Raw genomic sequence first — 18,472 nt, forward strand, 5'->3', positions numbered from 1 at the left:
CCCTCTTCTGCGGGAGGGGGACGCACCCGGTGGCCCGGCCAAGCCGGTTCCACGGGTACGCTGGCGTGCAGCGCGCCCCGCGCACCGGCATGGCCTGTGGCAACCGGCCCGATGGCTCGGCAACACGCAAAAGGCTGACCACAGAGCCACGCCATGGGTTCACGCATCGTGCCCGTCATACTGCTGGCCCTGCTGGCAGCATTGCACGCCCAGCTTTGGCTGGGGCGTGGCAGCGTGCCGCGCGTCAATGAGATGCAGCGCCAGATCGACGTGCAGAAGGCCGCCAACGACCAGGCCCGGCAGGCCAACGAGCGCCTGTCCTCGGAGGTGCACGACCTCAAGGAAGGCCTCGACATGGTGGAAGAAAAAGCGCGCAGCGAGTTGGGCATGGTCAAGCCCAACGAGGTGTACGTGCAGTTCACACCCCGCTGATCCAGGACGCACCGCGCCGATGCCGGCTCTGCGCCCAGCGCCAGCTGCCTGTTAACCGCAGCGCCAGCTGCCTGTTAACCGCAGCGCCACGAACGTGCCATCCCATTCCATGATCATCCTCATCGGCGCACCCGGCACCGGCGCGCAGGCACTGTGCGCCGCGCTGGAGGCACGCTTTGCCGCCAGCGAGCAGCGCCCCCGCCTGGACTGGAGCCACACGTTGGACAACCTCGCGTTCACAGGCACACCCGCCGCTGACGAGATCCCGACCACCTGGCTGCTGATGGGGCTGGACGTGCCCTGCTCCGCCATCGACCGGCCAGTGCAGGAAGCGCACGATGCGGCGCTGCGCGCGGCGCTTGCTCGCGCAGGCGCCAGCTATCGTGTTGTGTACGGCCAGGGCGAGCAACGGGTGGCGAATGCCCTTAGCGCTATTAAAAATATAGCTATCAGCACCCATCCACCAAGCGTCAGCAGTGATTTTCATGCCAATTCAGAAGATCACACGGGGCGCGCAGCCCCCTCAGCCCGTCTACGGGCTTGGAACTGCGAGAAATGCAGCGATCCGGAATGTGAACACCGCCTTTTCACGGCCTTGACAGGGCGGGCTCACTAGACACCGGACAACCGTCCAACGTGCCTGTCCGACGCAGGTCGGCGGGCACGCTGCGCCTGTACGCGCACCGCCCGCGCCACGACGATCAAACTGGCGGCAGTGGCACGAGCAACCCCGTCTGAGCTCCTTGAGCAGCAACAACACCGGGCAGGAGCCATAGCGGTAGCCGCCGTTGAGCATCGCTTTGTCCCACTCGCCTGCTGGGCCCATCGCTCCAGCAGTGCTGCTTGCTCGTGGAAGTAGTCGCGGCGAGCCATCAGGACGGCGAAGGGAGGCTGGTCGCCCAGCAGTTCGCCGCCCAGTCCATGCTGCCACCGCCGCAGTGTCCCACGGTCGCTGCGGCGGACCTCGGTGGGGTCCAGGCCATGGGTCGTGCGCCTTTCGAGGTAGTCCATGAGGTGCGCTTTCCACCGCTCGTGGGCGTTGATCGCGGCGTCGGTGTCCAGGGCCGTCCGCTGCTTGTCGGCGCGCAGGCAATCGCGCCCAGATGCTGTAGCGTCCCCCTGCTCCAGCCACTGCGCAGCACAGCACGGTTCCGCTTTCGTTCCAGGTTCCAGGTTCCAGCCCCCAGCACCCGGCGAAAAATAACCATGGCCCCTCTTGCGGCATCGGCCAAAAGATTCCGCTGAGCTGCCGTGATGCCCGGGCCCGCCCCTGAACATCCGCGCCCCACCCGCCCCAAGAAAGCGATACCAGGTGGTGGCTTGCGTGCGGGGCAAGACAAAAAGGCGCGCTTGCCGATGACGGTCCAAGCACGGTGCAGGCGCCCAGCCGGCCCGCCAGGGCGGTGCCCGGCGATGGCGTGGACCGCTCAATGGCCGACGCGGACTACTGGATACCGCTCGGCCCCGGAGGCTGGCTCGCGTTGGGCGAGACAAAGATCTGCGCGGCGTCCACGGCATCGAAGCGATACTGCTGGCCGCAAAACTCGCAGCCCACCTCGATATCGTCGCGTTCGGCAAGAATGCTCTCGGCCTCTTCCGAACCCAGGTTCCGAAGCATGGCGCTCACCCGTTCGCGGCTGCAGGTGCAGGCGAAGCGCGGATCCTGTGCGCCTTGCTGCGGCTCAAAGCGCAGCAGCTTTTCTTCCCAGAACAGCCGACGCAGGATGGTGTCGACGTCCAGCGTGAGCAGTTCCTCGCGGGTGAGGCTGGAGGCCAGGTGGGCAATGCGGTTGTAGTCCTCGTTGCGACCGATCTCGTCTTCGTTCTCGCTGTGGCTCAGACTGGAGGCCAGGTTGCCCTCGCCCTTGATGGGCATGCGCTGGATCAAGAGGCCTGCAGCCACCTGCTCGTTGGCGCCGAGCACCAGCACGGTGTCGAGCTGCTCGGACTGGAGCATGTAGTGCTGCAGCACGTCCGACAGGCGCTCGAGCTTCTCGCGCTGGTCGCCGTGCAGCGGCACCACGCCCTGATAGGGCTGCTGCCCTGGGTGGCGGTCCTTGGGGTCCAGCGTGATGGCGCAGCGCCCGCCGCCGCCCACGTTGACCATCTGGCTCAGTGTCGCCTGCTCGGGCACATCGCCGCTCAGGGTGGCGGTGGCGCGCAGGCTCAGGTCCGACTGGACCTCTGCGACGGCCAACTTCACCGGGCCGTCACCGAAGACCTGCAGCACCAGGGCGCCATTGAACTTGATGTTGGACTGCATCAGCACGCCGGCAGCAGCCATCTCGCCCAACAGCTCGCTCACCGGGGCAGGATAGGCCCCTGTGCTGGTGTTGTTGGCGCGGCGGCGAAGGATTTCGGTCCATGCATCGGTCAGCCGCACGATCATGCCGCGCACTGGCAGGCCGTCAAAAAGAAACTTGTGAAGTTCAGACACGCAAAAAATTCCCCAAATAACAGGCACTCAGAAGGTGCGATCCATCGCCTTCAGCCGATCTTGTGCAGGCCGTTCTGGAAACGGCGAGCGTTGTCGATGTAATGCTGGGCGCTTTGGCGCAGGCCCTCGATCTGTTCGGCAGTGAGCTCGCGCACGGCCTTGGCGGGGCTGCCGATGATCATGGAGCCGTCGGGGAACTCCTTGCCTTCAGTGACCAAGGCGCCGGCGCCCACCAGGCAGTTCTTGCCGATCTTCGCGCCGTTGAGCACCACCGCCCCGATGCCGATCAGCGTCTCATCACCGATGGTGCAGCCATGGAGCATGACCTGGTGGCCCACCGTCACACGCTCGCCCACGAGCAGGGGCTTGCCGATGTCGGCATGCAGCACGCTCGCATCCTGGATATTGGAGCCCGCCCCGATGGTGATGGTCTCGGTGTCGCCGCGAATCACGGTGCCGAACCACACGCTGGAGTCTTCGCCCAGCACCACGTTGCCCATGACCTGCGCGCTGTCAGCCACCCACGCCGACGCCGCGAGCTGGGGCACCATGCCATCGAGTTCATATATCGCCATGCAAGAGTCTCCAAGAGGGGCGGCCGGCCCGGCCGCCCGTGGGTATGTGTGTCGGTTCAGGTGCGATTCACCCGTGGGCGGCGTTACAAACGCACGCGCCCTGCGCCCAATCGCAAGGCCTAGAATTGTAAGGATGGAGCTTCGCCACCGTGCACTGCAGGTCTTATGCCTTGCAGACCCTGAACAAAAAGCGGCCGCCGCACTTGACCTGTATGCGCAGTCAGCTACCCTTTCGATAGCAGACGACACCCCGGCCGTGCCAGAAGGCGCCAGCGACCTGCCCGGCCGGCCCGCGCGGCCCGAATTGCGGCGCCACACAGACGTGGCACGGCGCTCACCCGCTACCCCCGAAGGCCGCGCCGTGCTGATCCACGCCATTGCGCACATAGAGTTCAACGCCATCAACCTGGCGCTGGACGCCGTCTGGCGCTTTGGCGGCATGCCGCGCGCGTACTACCTCGACTGGATGCTGGTCGCGTCCGAGGAGGCCCGCCACTTCCGCCTGCTGCGCGACCATCTGCGCACCCAGGGCTTCGACTACGGCGACTTCCCCGCCCACCAAGGCCTGTGGACGATGTGCGAGAAAACCGGCCACGACATCCTGGCCCGCATGGCCCTGGTTCCGCGCACTCTGGAGGCCCGGGGCCTGGACGCCACGCCCCAGATCCAGGCCAAGCTGCGGCAGGTGGGCGCGCCCGATGCCCTGGCCGCAGTCGCCATCCTGGACATCATCCTGCGCGACGAGGTCGGCCACGTGGCCATCGGCAACCACTGGTACCGCTGGCTGTGCGAACGCGCAGGGCATGACCCCGAAACCCACTACGGCGCACTGGTGGCGCAGTACGAAGCACCGCGCCTGAAACCCCCTTTCAACGAAGCCGCTCGCCGAAAAGCCGGCTTTACAGACAACGAACTGCGCTGGCTGCAGCAGATCTGAACCCGGCACAGCGGGCGCAGCGGGCGCTCCTACAATCCGCCCGCGCCGACTGCCGCTGACACCCTTCCCTCTTTCTTCCATACTCTAGCCATGACATCACCCTCAGCCCCCGGTGCCAGCCTCACCCCTCCGCCCCCAGGCTCCCAGTCATCGGTCGCGATGATCGCGCGGCAGGCCATCGTGAACGCGCAGCAGGTGGTGGTGGGCTACGAGCTGTTCAACCGCTCGCGCACCGGTGCGGCCCACACGGCGGCGACCGACGTGATCCTCGTGTTCACCGCACTGTCGCATGCCGGCACGGAAGAGCTGGTGGGCAAGAAACAGATCTTCGTCAACTGCACCCACGAAAGCCTCTCGGGCGGGCACCTGGAGCTGGTGGACCCTGACAAGGTGGTGCTGGAGATCCCGCCGCTGGGCCACACGGCCGCCGAAGAGGTCGCCACGCGCATGCCCATCCTGGCCGAGCTGCGCGACCGGGGTTTTCACCTCGCGTTCAACCACACGGTGCTGCAGTCCGCCTACGCGCCCTGGCTGCCGCTGGCCGACTACATCAAGCTCGACCTCTCCGTGCTGGCGCCCGACCAGTTGGCCGTGCTCATCAGTTATGCAGGCCGCCATTCCAAGGCCGAGCTGATCGCAGAGAAGGTCGAAACCGCCCAGCAGTACGACATGGTGTCCAGCCAGGGCGTGCAGATGTTCCAGGGCTACTGGTTCGCACGGCCGGCGCTGGTCGAGGCCAAGTTGCTCACGCCCTCGCAGGCGGCCATCATCGAACTCATCAACCAGGTGCGCAAGCAGGCCAGCACGGACGACATCGAGGAGACGCTCAAGAAGGACGCGGGCCTGGCCTTCAACCTGATGCGGCTGATCAACTCCGCCGGCTTCGGCCTGTCCCGCGAGATCACCTCCTTCCGCCAGGCCGTGATGCTCATGGGCCTGAAGAAGCTGTTCCGCTGGGCGGCGCTGCTGCTCACCGCCTCGCGGGCCGGCGGCACGCCATCGTCCGTAGGCCAGACCGCCGTGGAGCGTGGCCGCCTGATGGAACTGCTGGCGCTCGAAACCCTGCCCCCTGAAGAAGCCGACCAGGCCTTCGTGGTGGGCATCTTCTCGCTGCTCGACGTGATGCTGTCCATGCCCATGGAGTCCGCGCTCGGCCTGCTCAACGTGCCCGAGCCCGTGGCCGCGGCGCTGCTTCGCCGCGAGGGCTTCCTGGGCGACCTGCTCACGCTGGCCGAGGCCTGCGAATCCAGCGACGACGCCGCCTTCGACCGCACGGCCGGCCTGTTGCACCTGACCAGCCAGCAGATCAACTTCGCCCACCTGCAGGCGCTGGCCTGGGCTGACCAGCTCACGGCATGACGCTGGCCCGCAGCACGCGCGCAAACCAATGCTGGGCCGTGGCGGCTGTGGGGTCTAGAATCAACGCAGCCCCGTAAACACTACTGCAGACCCCATGTCCAGCTCAATTGAACAAGACACCCCGGAAGCAGTCGCTCCAGCGGTTGAACCCGTCGACGAGAACATCGCGATCATCGCGCGCCAGGCCATCGTGGACGAAACCCGCGCGGTCTATGGTTATGAGCTGTTCGACCGCTCCACCGCCTCCGATGCGCACACCGCCGCCAGCGACGCCGCGCTGCTGTTCAACGCCCTCTCGTACGCGGACACCGAGGCCCTGGTGGGCAAGAAGACGGTGTTCATCAACTGCACGCACGACAGCCTATCGGGCGGCCACCTGGAATTGATCCATCCCGAGAAGGTGGTGCTGGAAGTCCCCCCCCTGCCGGACGGCGCCACGCCCGAAGAGATCGAAGGCCGCCTGCCCACGCTGGAAGCCCTGCGCACCCGTGGCTTTCGGCTCGCGTTCGACCAGCAGGCCCTGCGCCGCGCCTACACCAGCTGGCTGCCGCTGGCAGCCTTCATCAAGCTGGACATGATGGCCTTCAAGCCCGAGCTGGCCACGCCGCTGGTCAAGTTCGCCACCACCCACAGCAAGGCCACCCTGGTGGCCGAGAAGGTGGAAACCGCCGAGCAGTACGAACTGATGCGCGGCCTGGGCGTGAAACTGTTCCAGGGCTACTGGTTCGCCAAGCCCGCGCTGGTCAAGGCGACCACCATCCGCCCATCGCAGGCCACCATCATCCAGCTGATCAACCTGGTGCGCAAACAGGCCACCACGGCGGAGATCGAAGACCTGCTCAAGAAAGACCCCACGCTGTCTTTCAACCTGCTGCGCTTCATCAACTCGTCCGGTTTCGGCCTGTCGTGCGAGATCACGTCGTTCCGCCACGCGGTGATGATCCTGGGCCTGAAGAAGCTCTTCCGCTGGGCCGCGCTGCTGATGACCACGTCGCGCGCGGGCGGCGCGCCGCCGGCCGTCGGCCAGACTGCCGTGGTACGCGGCCGCCTGATGGAACTGCTGGCCGCCGAACTGCTGGCCCCCGAGGAATGCGACAACGCCTTCGTGGTGGGCGTGTTCTCCCTTCTCGACACGATGCTGGGCGTTCCGCTGGAGAAAGCCCTGGAGTCCGTGGCCCTGCCCGAGCCCGTGATGGATGCCTTGCTGCGCCGCACGGGCGTGTTCGCACCGTTCCTGGAGTTGACCATCGCCTGCGAAAGCGGCGACGAAGTGGCCTTCGCCAAGAATGCGGATGCCCTGCACCTGTCCAACCGCCAGGTCAACTGGGCCCACTTGCAGGCGCTGACCTGGGCCGAGAGCCTGAACGAGGAGTAAGAGCGCCTGCAGGTGCGCCAGCGGTAGCTGCAGCCCCCAAGGACGAACCCGAAGGCCCTGATCTCAGGGCCTTTTGCCTTTCAGGGCCGCAGGTGCCGCCACCGCAGCCACCTTTGCTGCGCGCTCTGGGTTGGCGCGCCCCGGGCCACGCCCGGCATCAGTTGGGCTGTATTCCCGCAGCGCGGATGATGCGCGCGTTGTTCTCCGACTCCTGCGCGATCTGGCGCGCGAACTCGGCCGCCGTGCCGCCCGTGGGCACGTTGTCAGTGGCGTCCAGCTTGTTGCGGATGTCGGGCTGTGCCAGCGCCTTGTTCACCTCGGCATTGAGACGCGCGACCACGGCAGCCGGCGTCTGTGCCGGCGCATACAGGCCGAACAGCGACGACAGGTTGGCAGCGGGCTGGCCCAGCTCGGCCAGCGTGGGCACCTGGGGCAGCGAGTCGAGCCGCGCGGGCGCGCCCACGGCCAGGGGCCGGAGCTTGCCGGCCTTGATGTGCTGCAGCACGGCGGGCCCGGCATTCGTGGACAGCACCTCGAACTGCCCGCCCAGCGCGTCGTTCATCTGCTGGCCGCCGCCCTTGTAGGGCACGTGCGTGATCTGCACCTGGCTCTTGCCCACGATCTGCTCCAGCATGATGTGGCCCAGCGACGCCAGCCCCGATGTGGCCCAGCGCACCTGCCCCGGGTGGGCCTTGGCACCGGCGATCAGCGCAGCAAAGTCGCCCGCCTGGCTTGCGGGCGTCCCCAGCAGCAGCACCGGCGAATACATCACGCTGACCACCGGCGCGATGTCCTTTTGCGGGTCGAACGGCGACTTGGACAGGTGCGGGTTCAGCGCCAGCGGGCTGATGGCCGCAAAGCCGATCGTGTAGCCGTCGGGCGCGGCCTTGGCCACGGCGTCCACGCCGATGCTGCCGCTCGCGCCCGCCTTGTTCTCGATGACCACCGGCGTGCCCAGCTGCACTGCCAGCTTGTCGGCCAGCGCGCGGGCCACCGTGTCGCTCACGCCGCCGGCCGGATAGGCGACGACGATGCGGATGGGCTTGGCCGTGGGCCAGGACGGCGCCTGCGCAATTGCTGCGGCAGGAGCCAGGGCCAGGGCCGCTATGGCCAGGAGATATCGGCGGGACAGGGGTGAAAAAGTGGGCATCGGAACAATCCGTCAATCAACTCGCACATCGGCGGGCCACACGGGCCTGCCGCCATCGGGGGCCCAATGCGCCAACGCATCAGTCCAGCTCAAGCTTGCGCTCCCGGATGAGCTTGGCCCATTTTTCGTTCTCGCCTTTGACAAAGCCGAAGAACTCGACGGGGCCGAGCGAATGTACTTCGGAACCCGTCGCCGCGAACTTGGCCTTGGTGTCGGCCTGGGCCAGCACTTTCGCCAGCTCGGCTGCCAGCTTGTCCACCACGTCCCTCGGCAGGCCCGCAGGGCCCACCAGGCCCTGGAAACCGACCGACTCCATGCCCGCAAACCCCAGCTCGCCCACCGTGGGCACGTCGGGCAGTTGCGGGTCGCGCCGGGGCCCGGTCACGGCCAGCGCCTTGAGCTTGCCGCCCTTGATCTGTGGCAGCAGCACCGGCCCCGCGTCGATGAGCAACTGCGTCTGGCCGCCGATCAGGTCCTGAACCGCGGGTGCGCTGCCCTTGTACGGCACGTGCGTCACATCAAGGCCCGTGGCCTGGTTCATCAGCTCGCCATTGAGGTGGGTGGAGGTGCCCGCGCCCCCGGAGGCGAAGTTCACCTTGCCGGCGTTGGCCTTGGCCCACCCCACCCAGTCCTTGAGGTCCTTGGCGGGGTGGTCGGGCCGGGTCACGGCGATATAGCTGCCCTGGCTGATCTGGCCGATGTACGTGAACTGCTTCAAGGGCTCGTACGGCATCTTGCGCTGCAGGTAGGGCGCGATGGCGAACGGGCCGGTATTGGCCAGCAGGATGGTGTAGCCGTCCGGCGCGGCGCGCGTGAGTTCGGTGGCTGCCAGCATGCCGCCCGCGCCGGGTTTGTAGTCCACCACGATCTGCTGCTTGAGTGCATCCTGCAGCGGCACCTGCACAGTTCGCGCCGCGAAGTCGATGCCTCCGCCCGGCGGGTAGCCCACGATGAGGCGGATGGGCTTGGCCGTGGGCCAGCTCTGGGCCATGCACAGGGTGGCCAGCCCCAGCAGCAACGCGCCTGCAACCAGTTTCTTCATGCTCTTGTCTCCTTGTGTTGTTGTGAGGAATTGTCAAACCCGGGCTGCCAGGCGGACCCGGCATCAGCCGCCCATCAGCCGCGCGGATGGTGCTCCGAGTGCAGCACCTTGAGCCGCTCGCGCGCGACGTGGGTGTAGATGGTCGTCGTCGAGATATCGGCATGCCCCAGCAGCAGCTGCACCACGCGCAGGTCCGCGCCGTGGTTGAGCAGGTGGGTGGCGAATGCGTGGCGCAGGGTATGGGGAGACAGCGGCACGGTGATGCCCGCCGCGGCCGCCCATTTCTTGACGATGACCCAGAACATCACGCGCGTCATGCCGCTGCCGCGCTGGGTCACGAAAAGGTCGTCCGTCTGCTGCCCGCCGAGGATGGCGCCGCGCGCCTCCTGCAGGTAGCGCTCCAGCCACTGGCGGGCCACTTCGCCGAAGGGCACCAGGCGTTCCTTTCCGCCCTTGCCCATCACGCGCAGCACGCCCTCGGCCAGGCCCAGCTGGAAGGTCTTGAGCGTCACCAGCTCGGTCACGCGCAGGCCGCTGGCGTACATCAGTTCCAGCATGGTGCGATCACGCACGCCCAGCGGGTTGCCCAGGTCGGGCGCGTTCAGCAGCGCCTCGACCTGCGCCTGCGACAGCGTCTTGGGCACGCGCAGGGGCTGGCGGGCTGCCATGAGCCGTACCGTGGGGTCGGCCGTGATGCGGCGCTCGCGCAGCGCCCAGTGGAAGTAGCGCCTGAGCACCGTGAGCCGCCGGTTCGCCGACGTGGCGCGGGTCTCTGCGTGCCGCGCCGCGAAGTAGCCGTTCAGGTGGTGCTCTGCCGTCCCGTCCAGCGCGACGGCGGGTTGCTGCGCCGCCAGCCACTGCGCATACAGGGTAAGGTCGCGCCGATAGGCCGCCAGGGTGTTGCGCGACAGTCCGTCCTCCAGCCACAGGGCATCGACAAAGGCATCTATCGCAGTCAGGCTCGCATCGGACATGGAAAAACGATAGCACGTAAACAAGCCTGCCGCAGCGCCAGGGCCCAGGAAACCCAAGCCCCCCCAAAAACAAAGCCGCCCGGGGTCAGCGGGCGGCTTGTGATGGGATGCGGTGTGCTTATTCCAGCGTCAGCTTCTGCTTGACGACCACTTCCTTGTACACGGCGAACTCGGCCTTGATCTGCTCGGCAAATTGCTCAGGCGTATTGCCGATCACGATGGAGCCCGTCTCTTCGATGCGCTTCTTCACGGCCGGGTCTTCCAGCGCCTTGCGCACGCCGGCATTGATCTTGTCCACCACGTCCTTGGGCAGGCCCTTGGGTCCGATGATGCCGTAGTAGGCCATGCGGTTCACCGGCTCCAGGCCCAGTTCCTTGAAGGTGGGCGTGTTGGGCAATGCCGCCACGCGCTGGGGCGCAGCCACCACGATGGGCACCAGGCGGTTGTCCTTGATGAAGGGCAATGCCGAGGGCAGGTTGTCGAAGATCATCGGCACCTGGCCTGCCACGGTGTCATTCAGTGCGGGGCCCGCGCCACGGTAGGGGATGTGCGTGACGAAGGTATTCGACAGGCTCTTGTACAGCTCCATCTGCAGATGGCCGATCCCGCCCGTGCCCGACGACGAGTACGAGTACTTGCCCGGCGCCTTCTTGAGCTCGGCCACGAAGGCCTTGTAGTCCTTGGCGGGGAAGTTGGGGTTCACCGCGATGATGTTGGGCGTGGCCGCGATGTTGATGACGGGCGTGAAGTCCGTCAGCGGGTTGTACGGCGTCTTGGGGTTGATGGCGGGGTTGGCCGCCGTGGTGGACACGGTGGCGATGCCCAGCGTATAGCCGTCCGGCGCCGAGCGGGCGGTTTCGGCCGCGCCGACGATGCCGCCGCCACCGGCCTTGTTCTCCACGATCACGCTCTGGCCCAGGGCACGGCCCAGCGGGTCGGCGATCACGCGCGCAATGATGTCGGTGGTGCCGCCGGGTGCGAAAGGCACCTGCAGCTTGATCACCTTGTTGGGGTAGCCCTGGGCGGCGGCCGATCCGGCGGCGGCGGCCAATACCGTCAGAGCAAGCCATTGACGACGATGCATTCGAGTTCTCCTTCGTGCGGGATAACGGACAAACAGACAGGCGCCGATGGTATGCGCAATGCACGCCAAGGCGCTCTGCGGATTCCACATAAGGGCTAACCCCAAGGCCTTGCCGCACATCAAGTATTCTCCGCCGGTGAATTACGCCCAGCTCCTGCTTCCTGACTTCTCCCTCATCCTGTGCGGCTACCTCATTTGCCGGTTCACCGCCTTGAACAGGACGGTGTGGCAACCCGTGGAGAGCCTGGTGTACTACCTGCTCTTTCCGGTGCTGCTGTTCCAGTCCATCGTCAAGAGCCCCGTGGACGTGGGCGCGGCGTCGGGCCTGATCGCCGCGGGCCTCCTCTCGGGCCTCATCGGCATTGCGCTGGCCTACAGCCTGCCGCACTGGCCGTGGGTGGGCAGGCACATCGACGCACGCGACCATGCGGCCAGCGCGCAGGTGGCGTTCCGCTTCAACTCCTTCATCGGGCTGGCCATCGCCGAAAGGCTGGCGGGCTCCGAGGGCCTGCTGATGATTGCGGTGCTGATCGGCGTGTGCGTGCCGCTCTTCAATGTGGCGGCCGTGTGGCCCATGGCACGCAACGGCAAGCACAGCTTCGTGCGCGAACTCGCGCGCAATCCGCTCATCGTCGCCACGCTGTCGGGGCTGGTGGCCAACCTGCTCGGCTTTCAGATCCCCGAGTGGGCGGCGCCCACCGTGGGCCGCATCAGCGCTGCGTCTTTGGCGCTGGGGCTCATGGCCGCCGGCGCGGGCCTGGAGTTCGGCCTGCTCACCCGGGGCAAGGCGCTGAGCGTGGCGGTGCTGTCCATCCGGCACCTGGTGCAGCCGCTGATCGCCTTCGGCATGGCCCGCCTGTTCGGGCTGAACCCGGTGCAGACCACCATGCTGCTGGCGTTCTCTGCCCTGCCCACCGCATCCACCTGCTACGTGCTGGCCGCCCGCATGGGCTACAACGGGCCGTATGTGGCGGGGCTGGTGACGATGTCCACCTTGCTCGGCATGGTGAGCCTGCCATTTGCCTTGGGGTTCTTGCGATGAACGATTCTTGCCGTGTCATCACTGGCGACAGTGCAAACGCGACCCTCGCGCGCCGCCGGGCATTGCTGGCCGGGCTGGCCATGGTTGCAGCCGCGCCCCTTGCCGCCTGTGGCCGCAAGGCCCCGCGCGGCCAGGCCGTGCCGTCCGACGCCACCGTGCTCGCGCTGGGCGACTCGCTCACCTCGGGCGTGGGCGCATCCACCGAGGCGGCCTACCCTGCCGTGCTGCAGCGCCTGACCGGCTGGAAGGTGGTCAATGGCGGCGTGTCGGGCGACACCTCGGCCCAGGCGCTGGAGCGCCTGCCTGCCCTGCTGCAAAAACACCAGCCCGCGCTGGTGATCGTCGGCATCGGCGGCAACGACTTCCTGCGCCGCCACAGCGCCAGCGCCACCCGCGCCAACATCCGCAGCATCTGCACGCAGGCCCGCGCCAGCGGCGCCCAGGTGGTGCTGGTGGCCGTGCCCGAGCTGTCGATCCTGGCGGCGTCCGCCGGCCTTCTGAGCGACCACGCGATGTACGAAGAGATTGCCGGCGAGCTGAAGATCCCCCTGCACGCCAAGGGCTGGTCCACGGTGCTCGCCGACGCGAGCCTGCGCTCCGACCAGATTCACGCCAACGCGGCGGGCTACGAGCGGTTTGCACAGGGCCTGGCTGAAACGCTCAAGGGCGCCGGGCTGCTGCTGCGCTGAATCGAATACTACTGTTTTGATAGCTACTGGCGCTTTGCCATCAAGCGCCAGAGGCCCATTTCATTCAAATTTTTCGCCCAGCGCCCAGGCCACGTGCTCGCGCACCAGCGCGCTGTCGTCCTGCGCACGGGACTTCAGCGCCACGCGCAGGGCATCGTCGTGCGTGGCCGCCAGCGCATTGCCCAGCGCCACCGCCACGTTGCGCAGCCATCGCTCATGGCCGATGCGGCGGATGGGGCCGCCCTCCGTCATGCGCAGGAAGGTGGGCTCGTCCCACGCGAACAGGTGCACGAGCTGCTGGCCCGACAGCCCCTTGCGTTCGTCGAAGTCGGGCAGCCGGCTGACCTGCGCGAACTTGTTCCAGGGGCAGATGAGCTGGCAGTCGTCGCAGCCGTAGATGCGATTGCCCAGCAGCGGCCGCAGCTCCAGCGGGATGGGACCCGCGTGCTCGATGGTGAGGTAGGAGATGCACCTCCGTGCATCGATGCGGTGCGGCGCGATGATGGCCTGCGTCGGACACACGTCGATGCAGGCACTGCAGCTGCCGCAGTGCGCGGTGACGGGGGCGCTCTCGGGCAGCGCCATGTCCACGTAGATCTCGCCCAGGAAGAACATCGACCCCGCCTCGCGGTTGAGCACCAGCGTGTGCTTGCCGCGCCAGCCCTGGCCGCTGCGCGCGGCCAGTTCGGCCTCCAGCACGGGGGCGGAGTCGGTGAACACGCGGTGGCCGAACGGACCGATGGCCTCAGCGATGCGGTCGCTCAGCTTCTGCAGCCGCGCGCGCAGCACCTTGTGGTAGTCGCGCCCCCGGGCGTAGACCGAGACGATGCCCTCGTGCGGCCGCGTGAGCCGCGCCAGCTCGTGGGCCTGCCAGCCCGGCCCGGCGCCCTGGGCCGCCCCCTGGCCGGTGTCGCGCGGCAAATAATCCATGCGCGCCGTGATCACGCTCACGGTGCCGGGCACCAGTTCGGACGGGCGGGCGCGCTTCAGGCCGTGCGATGCCATGTAATGCATCTCTCCATGGAACCCTTGCGCCAGCCAGGCCGAAAGCCCGGGCTCTGCGGCGGACAAGTCCACCCCCGCCACGCCGATTTGGGAAAATCCCAGCTCGCGGGCCCACTCCTGCATTTGAGGAACGAGTTGACTGTTGCACCACATACCGGCCAGATTGTAGAAAGCGGCGCCCCCGCAGCGCAGGCCGCCGCCCGCCCCTTCACCTGGCACGGCGAAGACGACACCGCCGACTTCGCGCGCCGCCTGGCCGCGCAGCCGCAGCTGGCCAATGCCTTCGTCACGCTGCACGGCGACCTGGGCGCCGGCAAGACCACGCTGGTGCGCCACCTGCTGCGCGCCCTGGGCGTGCAAGGCCGCATCAAAAGCCCCACCTACGCCGTGGTGGAGCCCCATGAGGCGCCGGGCATGGCGATCTGGCACTTCGACTTCTACCGCTTCGACGACCCGCGCGAGTGGGAAGACGCCGGATTCAGGGACATTTTTGCCAACCCGGGCCTCAAGGTGGCAGAATGGCCGGAAAAGGCTGCAGCGCTCACCCCGCCTGCAGACCTTGCTATACACATTGAAGCAATTGACGACACCGAAAGGGCTGTCACGGTGCACGCCCCCACGGCCCACGGCCTCCAGCTGCTGCAAGGACTCTGAACGAATGAATCTGCCACCCCGCCCGGCGCTGAGCCAGCCGTCCCGCCGCACGCTGCTGCAGACGGGAAGCCTGGTCCTTTTGCTCGGCACGCAGCAGATCGCCCGTGGCGCCACCATCCTGGCCGTGCGGGTGTGGCCCGCCCCTGAGTACTCGCGCGTCACCATCGAGTCCGACGGCGCCCTGGTGGCCAAGCAGTTCTTCGTGACCACGCCGCCGCGCCTGGCCGTGGACATCGAAGGAATCGATCTGAGCCCCGAGCTGCGCGAGCTGGTGGCCAAGGTCAAGCCGGACGACCCGAACATCGCCGGGATCCGCGTGGGCCAGAACGCGCCTGGCGTGGTGCGCCTGGTGGTGGACCTCAAGCAGGCCGCGCTGCCCCAGGTGTTCACCCTGCCGCCCGTGGCCGCCTACCAGCACCGCCTGGTGTTCGACCTGTACCCAGCCGCACCGGTGGATCCGCTGGAGGCCCTGATTGCCGAGCGCCTGCGCGAAGCGCCCGCATCCGGCACACCCCTGCCCGCGCCTCCCACCGCCACGGCACGCACCGGCCCGCCGCCGCCCGCAGAAACCGACCCGCTGGGCGACCTGATCGCGCAGCGCAGCCAGCGCCCCGGCCCGGCCGGCGCACCGCCGCCCGTGGTGGCGGCAGCGCCGTCGCCGGCAGAGCCCGCCCGGCCCACTCCCAACCGTGCCACGTCCACGCAGACCGACCGCATCATCATCGTGGCGCTGGACCCCGGCCACGGCGGCGAAGACCCGGGCGCCATCGGCCCGGCGGGCACCCGCGAGAAGGACGTGGTGCTGCGCGTGGCCCACCTGCTGCGCGACCGCATCAACGCGACCACCGTGGGCGGCAACCCCATGCGCGCCTTCCTCACCCGCGACGGGGACTTCTTCGTGCCGCTGGGCGTGCGCGTGCAAAAGGCCCGGCGCGTGCAGGCCGACCTGTTCGTCTCCATCCACGCCGATGCCTTCACCACCCCGGCCGCGCGCGGCGCCAGCGTGTTCGCGCTCAGCCAGGGCGGCGCCTCCAGCACCGCCGCGCGCTGGCTGGCCAACAAAGAGAATCAGGCCGACCTGGTGGGCGGCATCAACGTGCAATCGAAAGACCAGCACGTGCAGCGCGCGCTGCTGGACATGAGCACCACCGCGCAGATCAACGACAGCCTCAAGCTCGGCAGCGTGCTGCTGGGCGAGATCGGCGGCATGGCCAAACTGCACAAGCCCCGCGTGGAGCAGGCGGGCTTTGCGGTGCTCAAGGCTCCGGACATCCCCAGCGTGCTGGTGGAAACCGCCTTCATCAGCAACCCCGAAGAAGAGCAGCGCCTGCGCAGCAGCGCCTACCAGGAAAAGCTGGCCGATGCCCTCATGCGCGGCATCACGCGCTACTTCGCCAAGAACCCGCCGCTGGCGCGCAGCAGGTCGGTGTAGACCCGCAGCAGCTTCCAGCGTGCAGGTGCCTTGCCTTGCGCGGACAGCCAAGTACAGGCAAAGTAGGCTGCATCATCGACACCGCCCGTGCAGCCCCGCCCCTGCGAGCAGGCCGTGCGCCGCGGACGCAAGGAGAAATGCCATGGCACTGCCCCACGCCCAATCCGGCCAGATCGTCAGTGTTCGCCCCCTGGGCGACCGCCTGCCCGAAGCCATCACCACCGCCATCCTGAAAGCCGGCCAGCTCGAGGTCATGCGCGTGGTGCTGCCCGTGGGCAAGTCCATGAAAGAGCACCAGACCCCGGGCGAAGCCACGGTGCAGTGCATCGAAGGCGTGGTGGAGTTCATGAACGAAGGCGCGGTGCAGCAACTGCATGCCGGCGACTTCGTGCACCTGGCACCGCGCATGCTGCATGCGCTCAAGGCGGTGCAGCCGGCGTCCCTGCTGGTCACACTGTGCCTTCAGCCCGCAGAGCGCTGATCAGAGTCAGCCGCGCGGCCCTTGGGGCACCCATCATGTCCACGCGCCCGTGTGGGCGCGCGGGGCCGGCCCCGGCCCGCGCGGCCCTGGCTACAGGCGAAACACGCTCACCACCTCGGCCAGCCGCGCCGCCTGGTGCTTGAGGCTGTCGGCCGCAGCGGCGCTTTGCTCCACCAGCGCGGCGTTCTGCTGCGTGACCTGATCGAGCTGCGTCACCGCCTCGCCCACCTGGCTGACGCCGATGGTCTGCTCGCCCGTCGCGCTCGATATCTCACCAATCAGGTCGCTCACGCGTTTGACCTGCGTGACGATGTCTTCCATGCTCTGGCCCGCATTGCTCACCAGCTGCGTGCCGTCTTCCACCCTGGAGACGCTGGCGTTGATCAGGACCTTGATTTCCTTGGCGGCGTCAGCGCTGCGCTGCGCAAGGTTGCGCACCTCGCTGGCCACCACCGCGAACCCACGGCCCTGCTCGCCCGCGCGAGCCGCCTCCACCGCAGCGTTCAGCGCCAGGATGTTGGTCTGGAAGGCGATGCCGTCGATCACCGCGATGATGTCGGTGATCTTGCGCGACGCGGCCGAAATGTCCTGCATGGTCGCCACCACCTGGCCCACCACCTCGCCGCCCTTGACGGCCGCTGCCGATGCGGTGCCCGCCAGCACGGCGGCGCGCTGCGCGGTGTCGGAGTTGTTCTTCACGGTGCTCGTGATTTCTTCCATCGACGCGGCTGTCTGCTCCAGGTTGCTGGCCTGCTCTTCGGTGCGCTGGCTCAGGTCGGCGTTGCCGGCGGCGATCTCGCTGGAGCCGGTGGCGATGCTGTCGCTGCTGTGGCGCACGTCGCCCACGATGCGCACCAGCGATGCCTGCATGGTGTCCATCGCCTGCATCATCCGCGCCACCTCGCCACGTCCCTGCACCTGGATGGGCTGCGACAGATCGCCTTCACCGATGCGCTGGGCCACCGTGGCCACTTCGGTCAGCGACCGGCGGATGCGCTGCACCACCACCATCGACAGCAGCACCAGCAGCGCCAGCCCGGCCACACCGGCCACCAGCACCGTGGTGCGGTACGAGCTGATGAGTGCCGCAGCCTCTGACGCCTGCTCGGCCGAGCGCTGCACCTGGTAGGCCACCATCTTGTCCGCCACGGTGTTGTACTGGTTGAGTGCCGGCGCGAAGCTGCCCAGCGCATAGCTCCGTGCCTGCGCCATGTCGCCCGCTTTCTTGAGGGCCAGGGCCTTGTCGCGGGTCTCCAGGTACTTGGTGCGCACGGCCGCCAGCTCTTCCTGGATGCGCAGCCCCTCCGGGCTGTGCTCCAGCTCGGTGTAGCGCTTTTGCACCGTCGTGGTATCCGCCGTGGTCGCGGCGACCATGTCCTTGAAGTAGTTCTGCAGGTCGTCACCATCGCTCTGCGCAATGGAGAACACGCGCGTGGAGTTGACCGCGATGTTGCTGCGCCAGCGCAGGGCCAGCTGCAGCCGCTCGACCTGCTCGGTGGCCAGGTGGTCCACGGTGCGGCCCAGGGTCTGCACCCGCACCAGGCTCAGCGCCAGGATGACGACCAGCGCCAGCACCGCCACCCCGACGATGAGGCTGATCTGCTGCGCTACGGTGAGCTGGGGGCCTTGGCCCGCGTGGTTGGTGTGCTGGCCCATCTTGGTATCCCCTCGGTTGCCGCGCTCTGGTCGCGTCGTGTGTTCATGGCCAGTCAATGATCAGTCTGCACCGCAGGCTTGGCAACGGGGACGATGCCACGTAAACCCTTAGAAGTGCCGCAAATCCGCCACCGGCAAGACGGCCCGG

General features: G+C 67.6%; 18 protein-coding genes. 10 read left to right on the forward strand and 8 right to left on the reverse strand.

Translation table 11 applies throughout. The annotated features are described in order from the left end of the window. The first annotated feature begins 153 nt into the window (after window positions 1-153). Window positions 154-432, forward strand: a complete 279-nt coding sequence (locus tag KW835_RS20165) for a septum formation initiator family protein (protein ID WP_056411842.1) — start codon at window positions 154-156, stop codon at window positions 430-432. A 109-nt stretch (window positions 433-541) separates the two neighbouring features. Then, window positions 542-1,048: a hypothetical protein gene (locus KW835_RS20170; RefSeq protein ID WP_218385728.1), complete on the forward strand. Its 507-nt coding sequence runs from the start codon at window positions 542-544 to the stop codon at window positions 1,046-1,048. Window positions 1,049-1,876: 828 nt separating this feature from the next. On the opposite strand, the gene KW835_RS20175 is transcribed toward KW835_RS20170, so the two are convergent. Together KW835_RS20175 and KW835_RS20180 are read right to left on the reverse strand one after the other, a co-directional pair. Then, a complete protein-coding gene (locus KW835_RS20175; RefSeq protein WP_218385730.1) occupies window positions 1,877-2,869 on the reverse strand; it encodes an Hsp33 family molecular chaperone HslO in 993 nt (330 codons plus the stop codon). Between the two features lie 50 nt (window positions 2,870-2,919). Beyond that, entirely contained in the window at window positions 2,920-3,444 is a 525-nt protein-coding gene (locus KW835_RS20180; protein ID WP_218385731.1) for a gamma carbonic anhydrase family protein, read from the reverse strand. A gap of 133 nt (window positions 3,445-3,577) precedes the next feature. Between KW835_RS20180 and KW835_RS20185 the strand changes: the two genes are divergently transcribed. From KW835_RS20185 to KW835_RS20195, 3 genes are all read left to right on the forward strand, one after another. Beyond that, window positions 3,578-4,381 (forward strand): ferritin-like domain-containing protein, encoded by an 804-nt coding sequence (locus tag KW835_RS20185; protein WP_218385732.1) that lies wholly within the window; start codon window positions 3,578-3,580, stop codon window positions 4,379-4,381. Between the two features lie 90 nt (window positions 4,382-4,471). Next, window positions 4,472-5,740: an EAL and HDOD domain-containing protein gene (locus tag KW835_RS20190; RefSeq protein ID WP_218385734.1), complete on the forward strand. Its 1,269-nt coding sequence runs from the start codon at window positions 4,472-4,474 to the stop codon at window positions 5,738-5,740. A 94-nt stretch (window positions 5,741-5,834) separates the two neighbouring features. Continuing rightward, on the forward strand, window positions 5,835-7,115 hold the full coding sequence (locus KW835_RS20195) for an EAL and HDOD domain-containing protein (protein WP_218385735.1): 1,281 nt from the start codon (window positions 5,835-5,837) through the stop codon (window positions 7,113-7,115). A gap of 157 nt (window positions 7,116-7,272) precedes the next feature. Here KW835_RS20195 and KW835_RS20200 read toward each other — a convergent pair whose 3' ends face one another. The 4 genes from KW835_RS20200 to KW835_RS20215 all read right to left on the reverse strand — a co-directional run bounded on the left by KW835_RS20200 (window position 7,273) and on the right by KW835_RS20215 (window position 11,365). After that, on the reverse strand, window positions 7,273-8,265 hold the full coding sequence (locus KW835_RS20200; protein ID WP_218385737.1) for a tripartite tricarboxylate transporter substrate binding protein: 993 nt from the start codon (window positions 8,263-8,265) through the stop codon (window positions 7,273-7,275). 79 nt (window positions 8,266-8,344) lie between these two features. Then, complete coding sequence (locus KW835_RS20205) at window positions 8,345-9,307, reverse strand: tripartite tricarboxylate transporter substrate binding protein (protein ID WP_218385738.1); 963 nt, start codon at window positions 9,305-9,307, stop codon at window positions 8,345-8,347. A gap of 74 nt (window positions 9,308-9,381) precedes the next feature. Beyond that, a complete protein-coding gene (gene xerD, locus KW835_RS20210; RefSeq protein ID WP_218385740.1) occupies window positions 9,382-10,281 on the reverse strand; it encodes a site-specific tyrosine recombinase XerD in 900 nt (299 codons plus the stop codon). A gap of 118 nt (window positions 10,282-10,399) precedes the next feature. Next, on the reverse strand, window positions 10,400-11,365 hold the full coding sequence (locus tag KW835_RS20215; protein WP_218385741.1) for a tripartite tricarboxylate transporter substrate binding protein BugE: 966 nt from the start codon (window positions 11,363-11,365) through the stop codon (window positions 10,400-10,402). Window positions 11,366-11,501: 136 nt separating this feature from the next. On the opposite strand from KW835_RS20215, the gene KW835_RS20220 reads away from it, so the two are divergent. Together KW835_RS20220 and KW835_RS20225 are read left to right on the forward strand one after the other, a co-directional pair. Continuing rightward, complete coding sequence (locus KW835_RS20220; RefSeq protein ID WP_218385742.1) at window positions 11,502-12,407, forward strand: AEC family transporter; 906 nt, start codon at window positions 11,502-11,504, stop codon at window positions 12,405-12,407. Next, on the forward strand, window positions 12,404-13,096 hold the full coding sequence (locus tag KW835_RS20225) for a GDSL-type esterase/lipase family protein (protein WP_218385744.1): 693 nt from the start codon (window positions 12,404-12,406) through the stop codon (window positions 13,094-13,096). Before KW835_RS20220 ends, KW835_RS20225 begins: the two co-directional genes overlap by 4 nt. Before the next feature lie 60 nt (window positions 13,097-13,156). Here the strand turns inward: KW835_RS20225 and queG are convergent, their stop codons facing one another. Next, a complete protein-coding gene (queG, locus tag KW835_RS20230; RefSeq protein ID WP_218385745.1) occupies window positions 13,157-14,224 on the reverse strand; it encodes a tRNA epoxyqueuosine(34) reductase QueG in 1,068 nt (355 codons plus the stop codon). A gap of 12 nt (window positions 14,225-14,236) precedes the next feature. Here queG and tsaE point away from each other — a divergent pair, with 12 nt between their 5' ends. From tsaE to KW835_RS20245, 3 genes are all read left to right on the forward strand, one after another. Then, window positions 14,237-14,755: a tRNA (adenosine(37)-N6)-threonylcarbamoyltransferase complex ATPase subunit type 1 TsaE gene (gene tsaE / locus KW835_RS20235; protein WP_218385751.1), complete on the forward strand. Its 519-nt coding sequence runs from the start codon at window positions 14,237-14,239 to the stop codon at window positions 14,753-14,755. 4 nt (window positions 14,756-14,759) lie between these two features. Next, window positions 14,760-16,187 (forward strand): N-acetylmuramoyl-L-alanine amidase, encoded by a 1,428-nt coding sequence (locus KW835_RS20240; protein WP_218385753.1) that lies wholly within the window; start codon window positions 14,760-14,762, stop codon window positions 16,185-16,187. Window positions 16,188-16,329: 142 nt separating this feature from the next. Continuing rightward, window positions 16,330-16,668, forward strand: a complete 339-nt coding sequence (locus KW835_RS20245; RefSeq protein WP_218385755.1) for a cupin domain-containing protein — start codon at window positions 16,330-16,332, stop codon at window positions 16,666-16,668. A 90-nt stretch (window positions 16,669-16,758) separates the two neighbouring features. On the opposite strand, the gene KW835_RS20250 is transcribed toward KW835_RS20245, so the two are convergent. Next, window positions 16,759-18,324, reverse strand: a complete 1,566-nt coding sequence (locus KW835_RS20250; RefSeq protein WP_218385757.1) for a methyl-accepting chemotaxis protein — start codon at window positions 18,322-18,324, stop codon at window positions 16,759-16,761. Window positions 18,325-18,472: the final 148 nt, after the last annotated feature.

This window comes from Acidovorax sp. sic0104 (assembly GCF_019219095.1).
Classification (GTDB): domain Bacteria; phylum Pseudomonadota; class Gammaproteobacteria; order Burkholderiales; family Burkholderiaceae_C; genus Acidovorax.

Bases quoted from the DNA above. Each gene is read 5' to 3' on its own strand.
- KW835_RS20190 (WP_218385734.1), top strand. From the start codon at position 4,472: ATGACATCACCCTCAGCCCCCGGTGCCAGCCTCACCCCTCCGCCCCCA.
- KW835_RS20200 (WP_218385737.1), bottom strand. From the start codon at position 8,265: ATGCCCACTTTTTCACCCCTGTCCCGCCGATATCTCCTGGCCATAGCG.
- xerD (WP_218385740.1), bottom strand. From the start codon at position 10,281: ATGTCCGATGCGAGCCTGACTGCGATAGATGCCTTTGTCGATGCCCTG.
- KW835_RS20225 (WP_218385744.1), top strand. From the start codon at position 12,404: ATGAACGATTCTTGCCGTGTCATCACTGGCGACAGTGCAAACGCGACC.
- KW835_RS20245 (WP_218385755.1), top strand. From the start codon at position 16,330: ATGGCACTGCCCCACGCCCAATCCGGCCAGATCGTCAGTGTTCGCCCC.
- KW835_RS20180 (WP_218385731.1), bottom strand. From the start codon at position 3,444: ATGGCGATATATGAACTCGATGGCATGGTGCCCCAGCTCGCGGCGTCG.
- KW835_RS20195 (WP_218385735.1), top strand. From the start codon at position 5,835: ATGTCCAGCTCAATTGAACAAGACACCCCGGAAGCAGTCGCTCCAGCG.
- KW835_RS20240 (WP_218385753.1), top strand. From the start codon at position 14,760: ATGAATCTGCCACCCCGCCCGGCGCTGAGCCAGCCGTCCCGCCGCACG.
- KW835_RS20165 (WP_056411842.1), top strand. From the start codon at position 154: ATGGGTTCACGCATCGTGCCCGTCATACTGCTGGCCCTGCTGGCAGCA.
- queG (WP_218385745.1), bottom strand. From the start codon at position 14,224: ATGCAGGAGTGGGCCCGCGAGCTGGGATTTTCCCAAATCGGCGTGGCG.
- KW835_RS20170 (WP_218385728.1), top strand. From the start codon at position 542: ATGATCATCCTCATCGGCGCACCCGGCACCGGCGCGCAGGCACTGTGC.
- KW835_RS20185 (WP_218385732.1), top strand. From the start codon at position 3,578: ATGGAGCTTCGCCACCGTGCACTGCAGGTCTTATGCCTTGCAGACCCT.
- KW835_RS20250 (WP_218385757.1), bottom strand. From the start codon at position 18,324: ATGGGCCAGCACACCAACCACGCGGGCCAAGGCCCCCAGCTCACCGTA.
- KW835_RS20205 (WP_218385738.1), bottom strand. From the start codon at position 9,307: ATGAAGAAACTGGTTGCAGGCGCGTTGCTGCTGGGGCTGGCCACCCTG.
- KW835_RS20215 (WP_218385741.1), bottom strand. From the start codon at position 11,365: ATGCATCGTCGTCAATGGCTTGCTCTGACGGTATTGGCCGCCGCCGCC.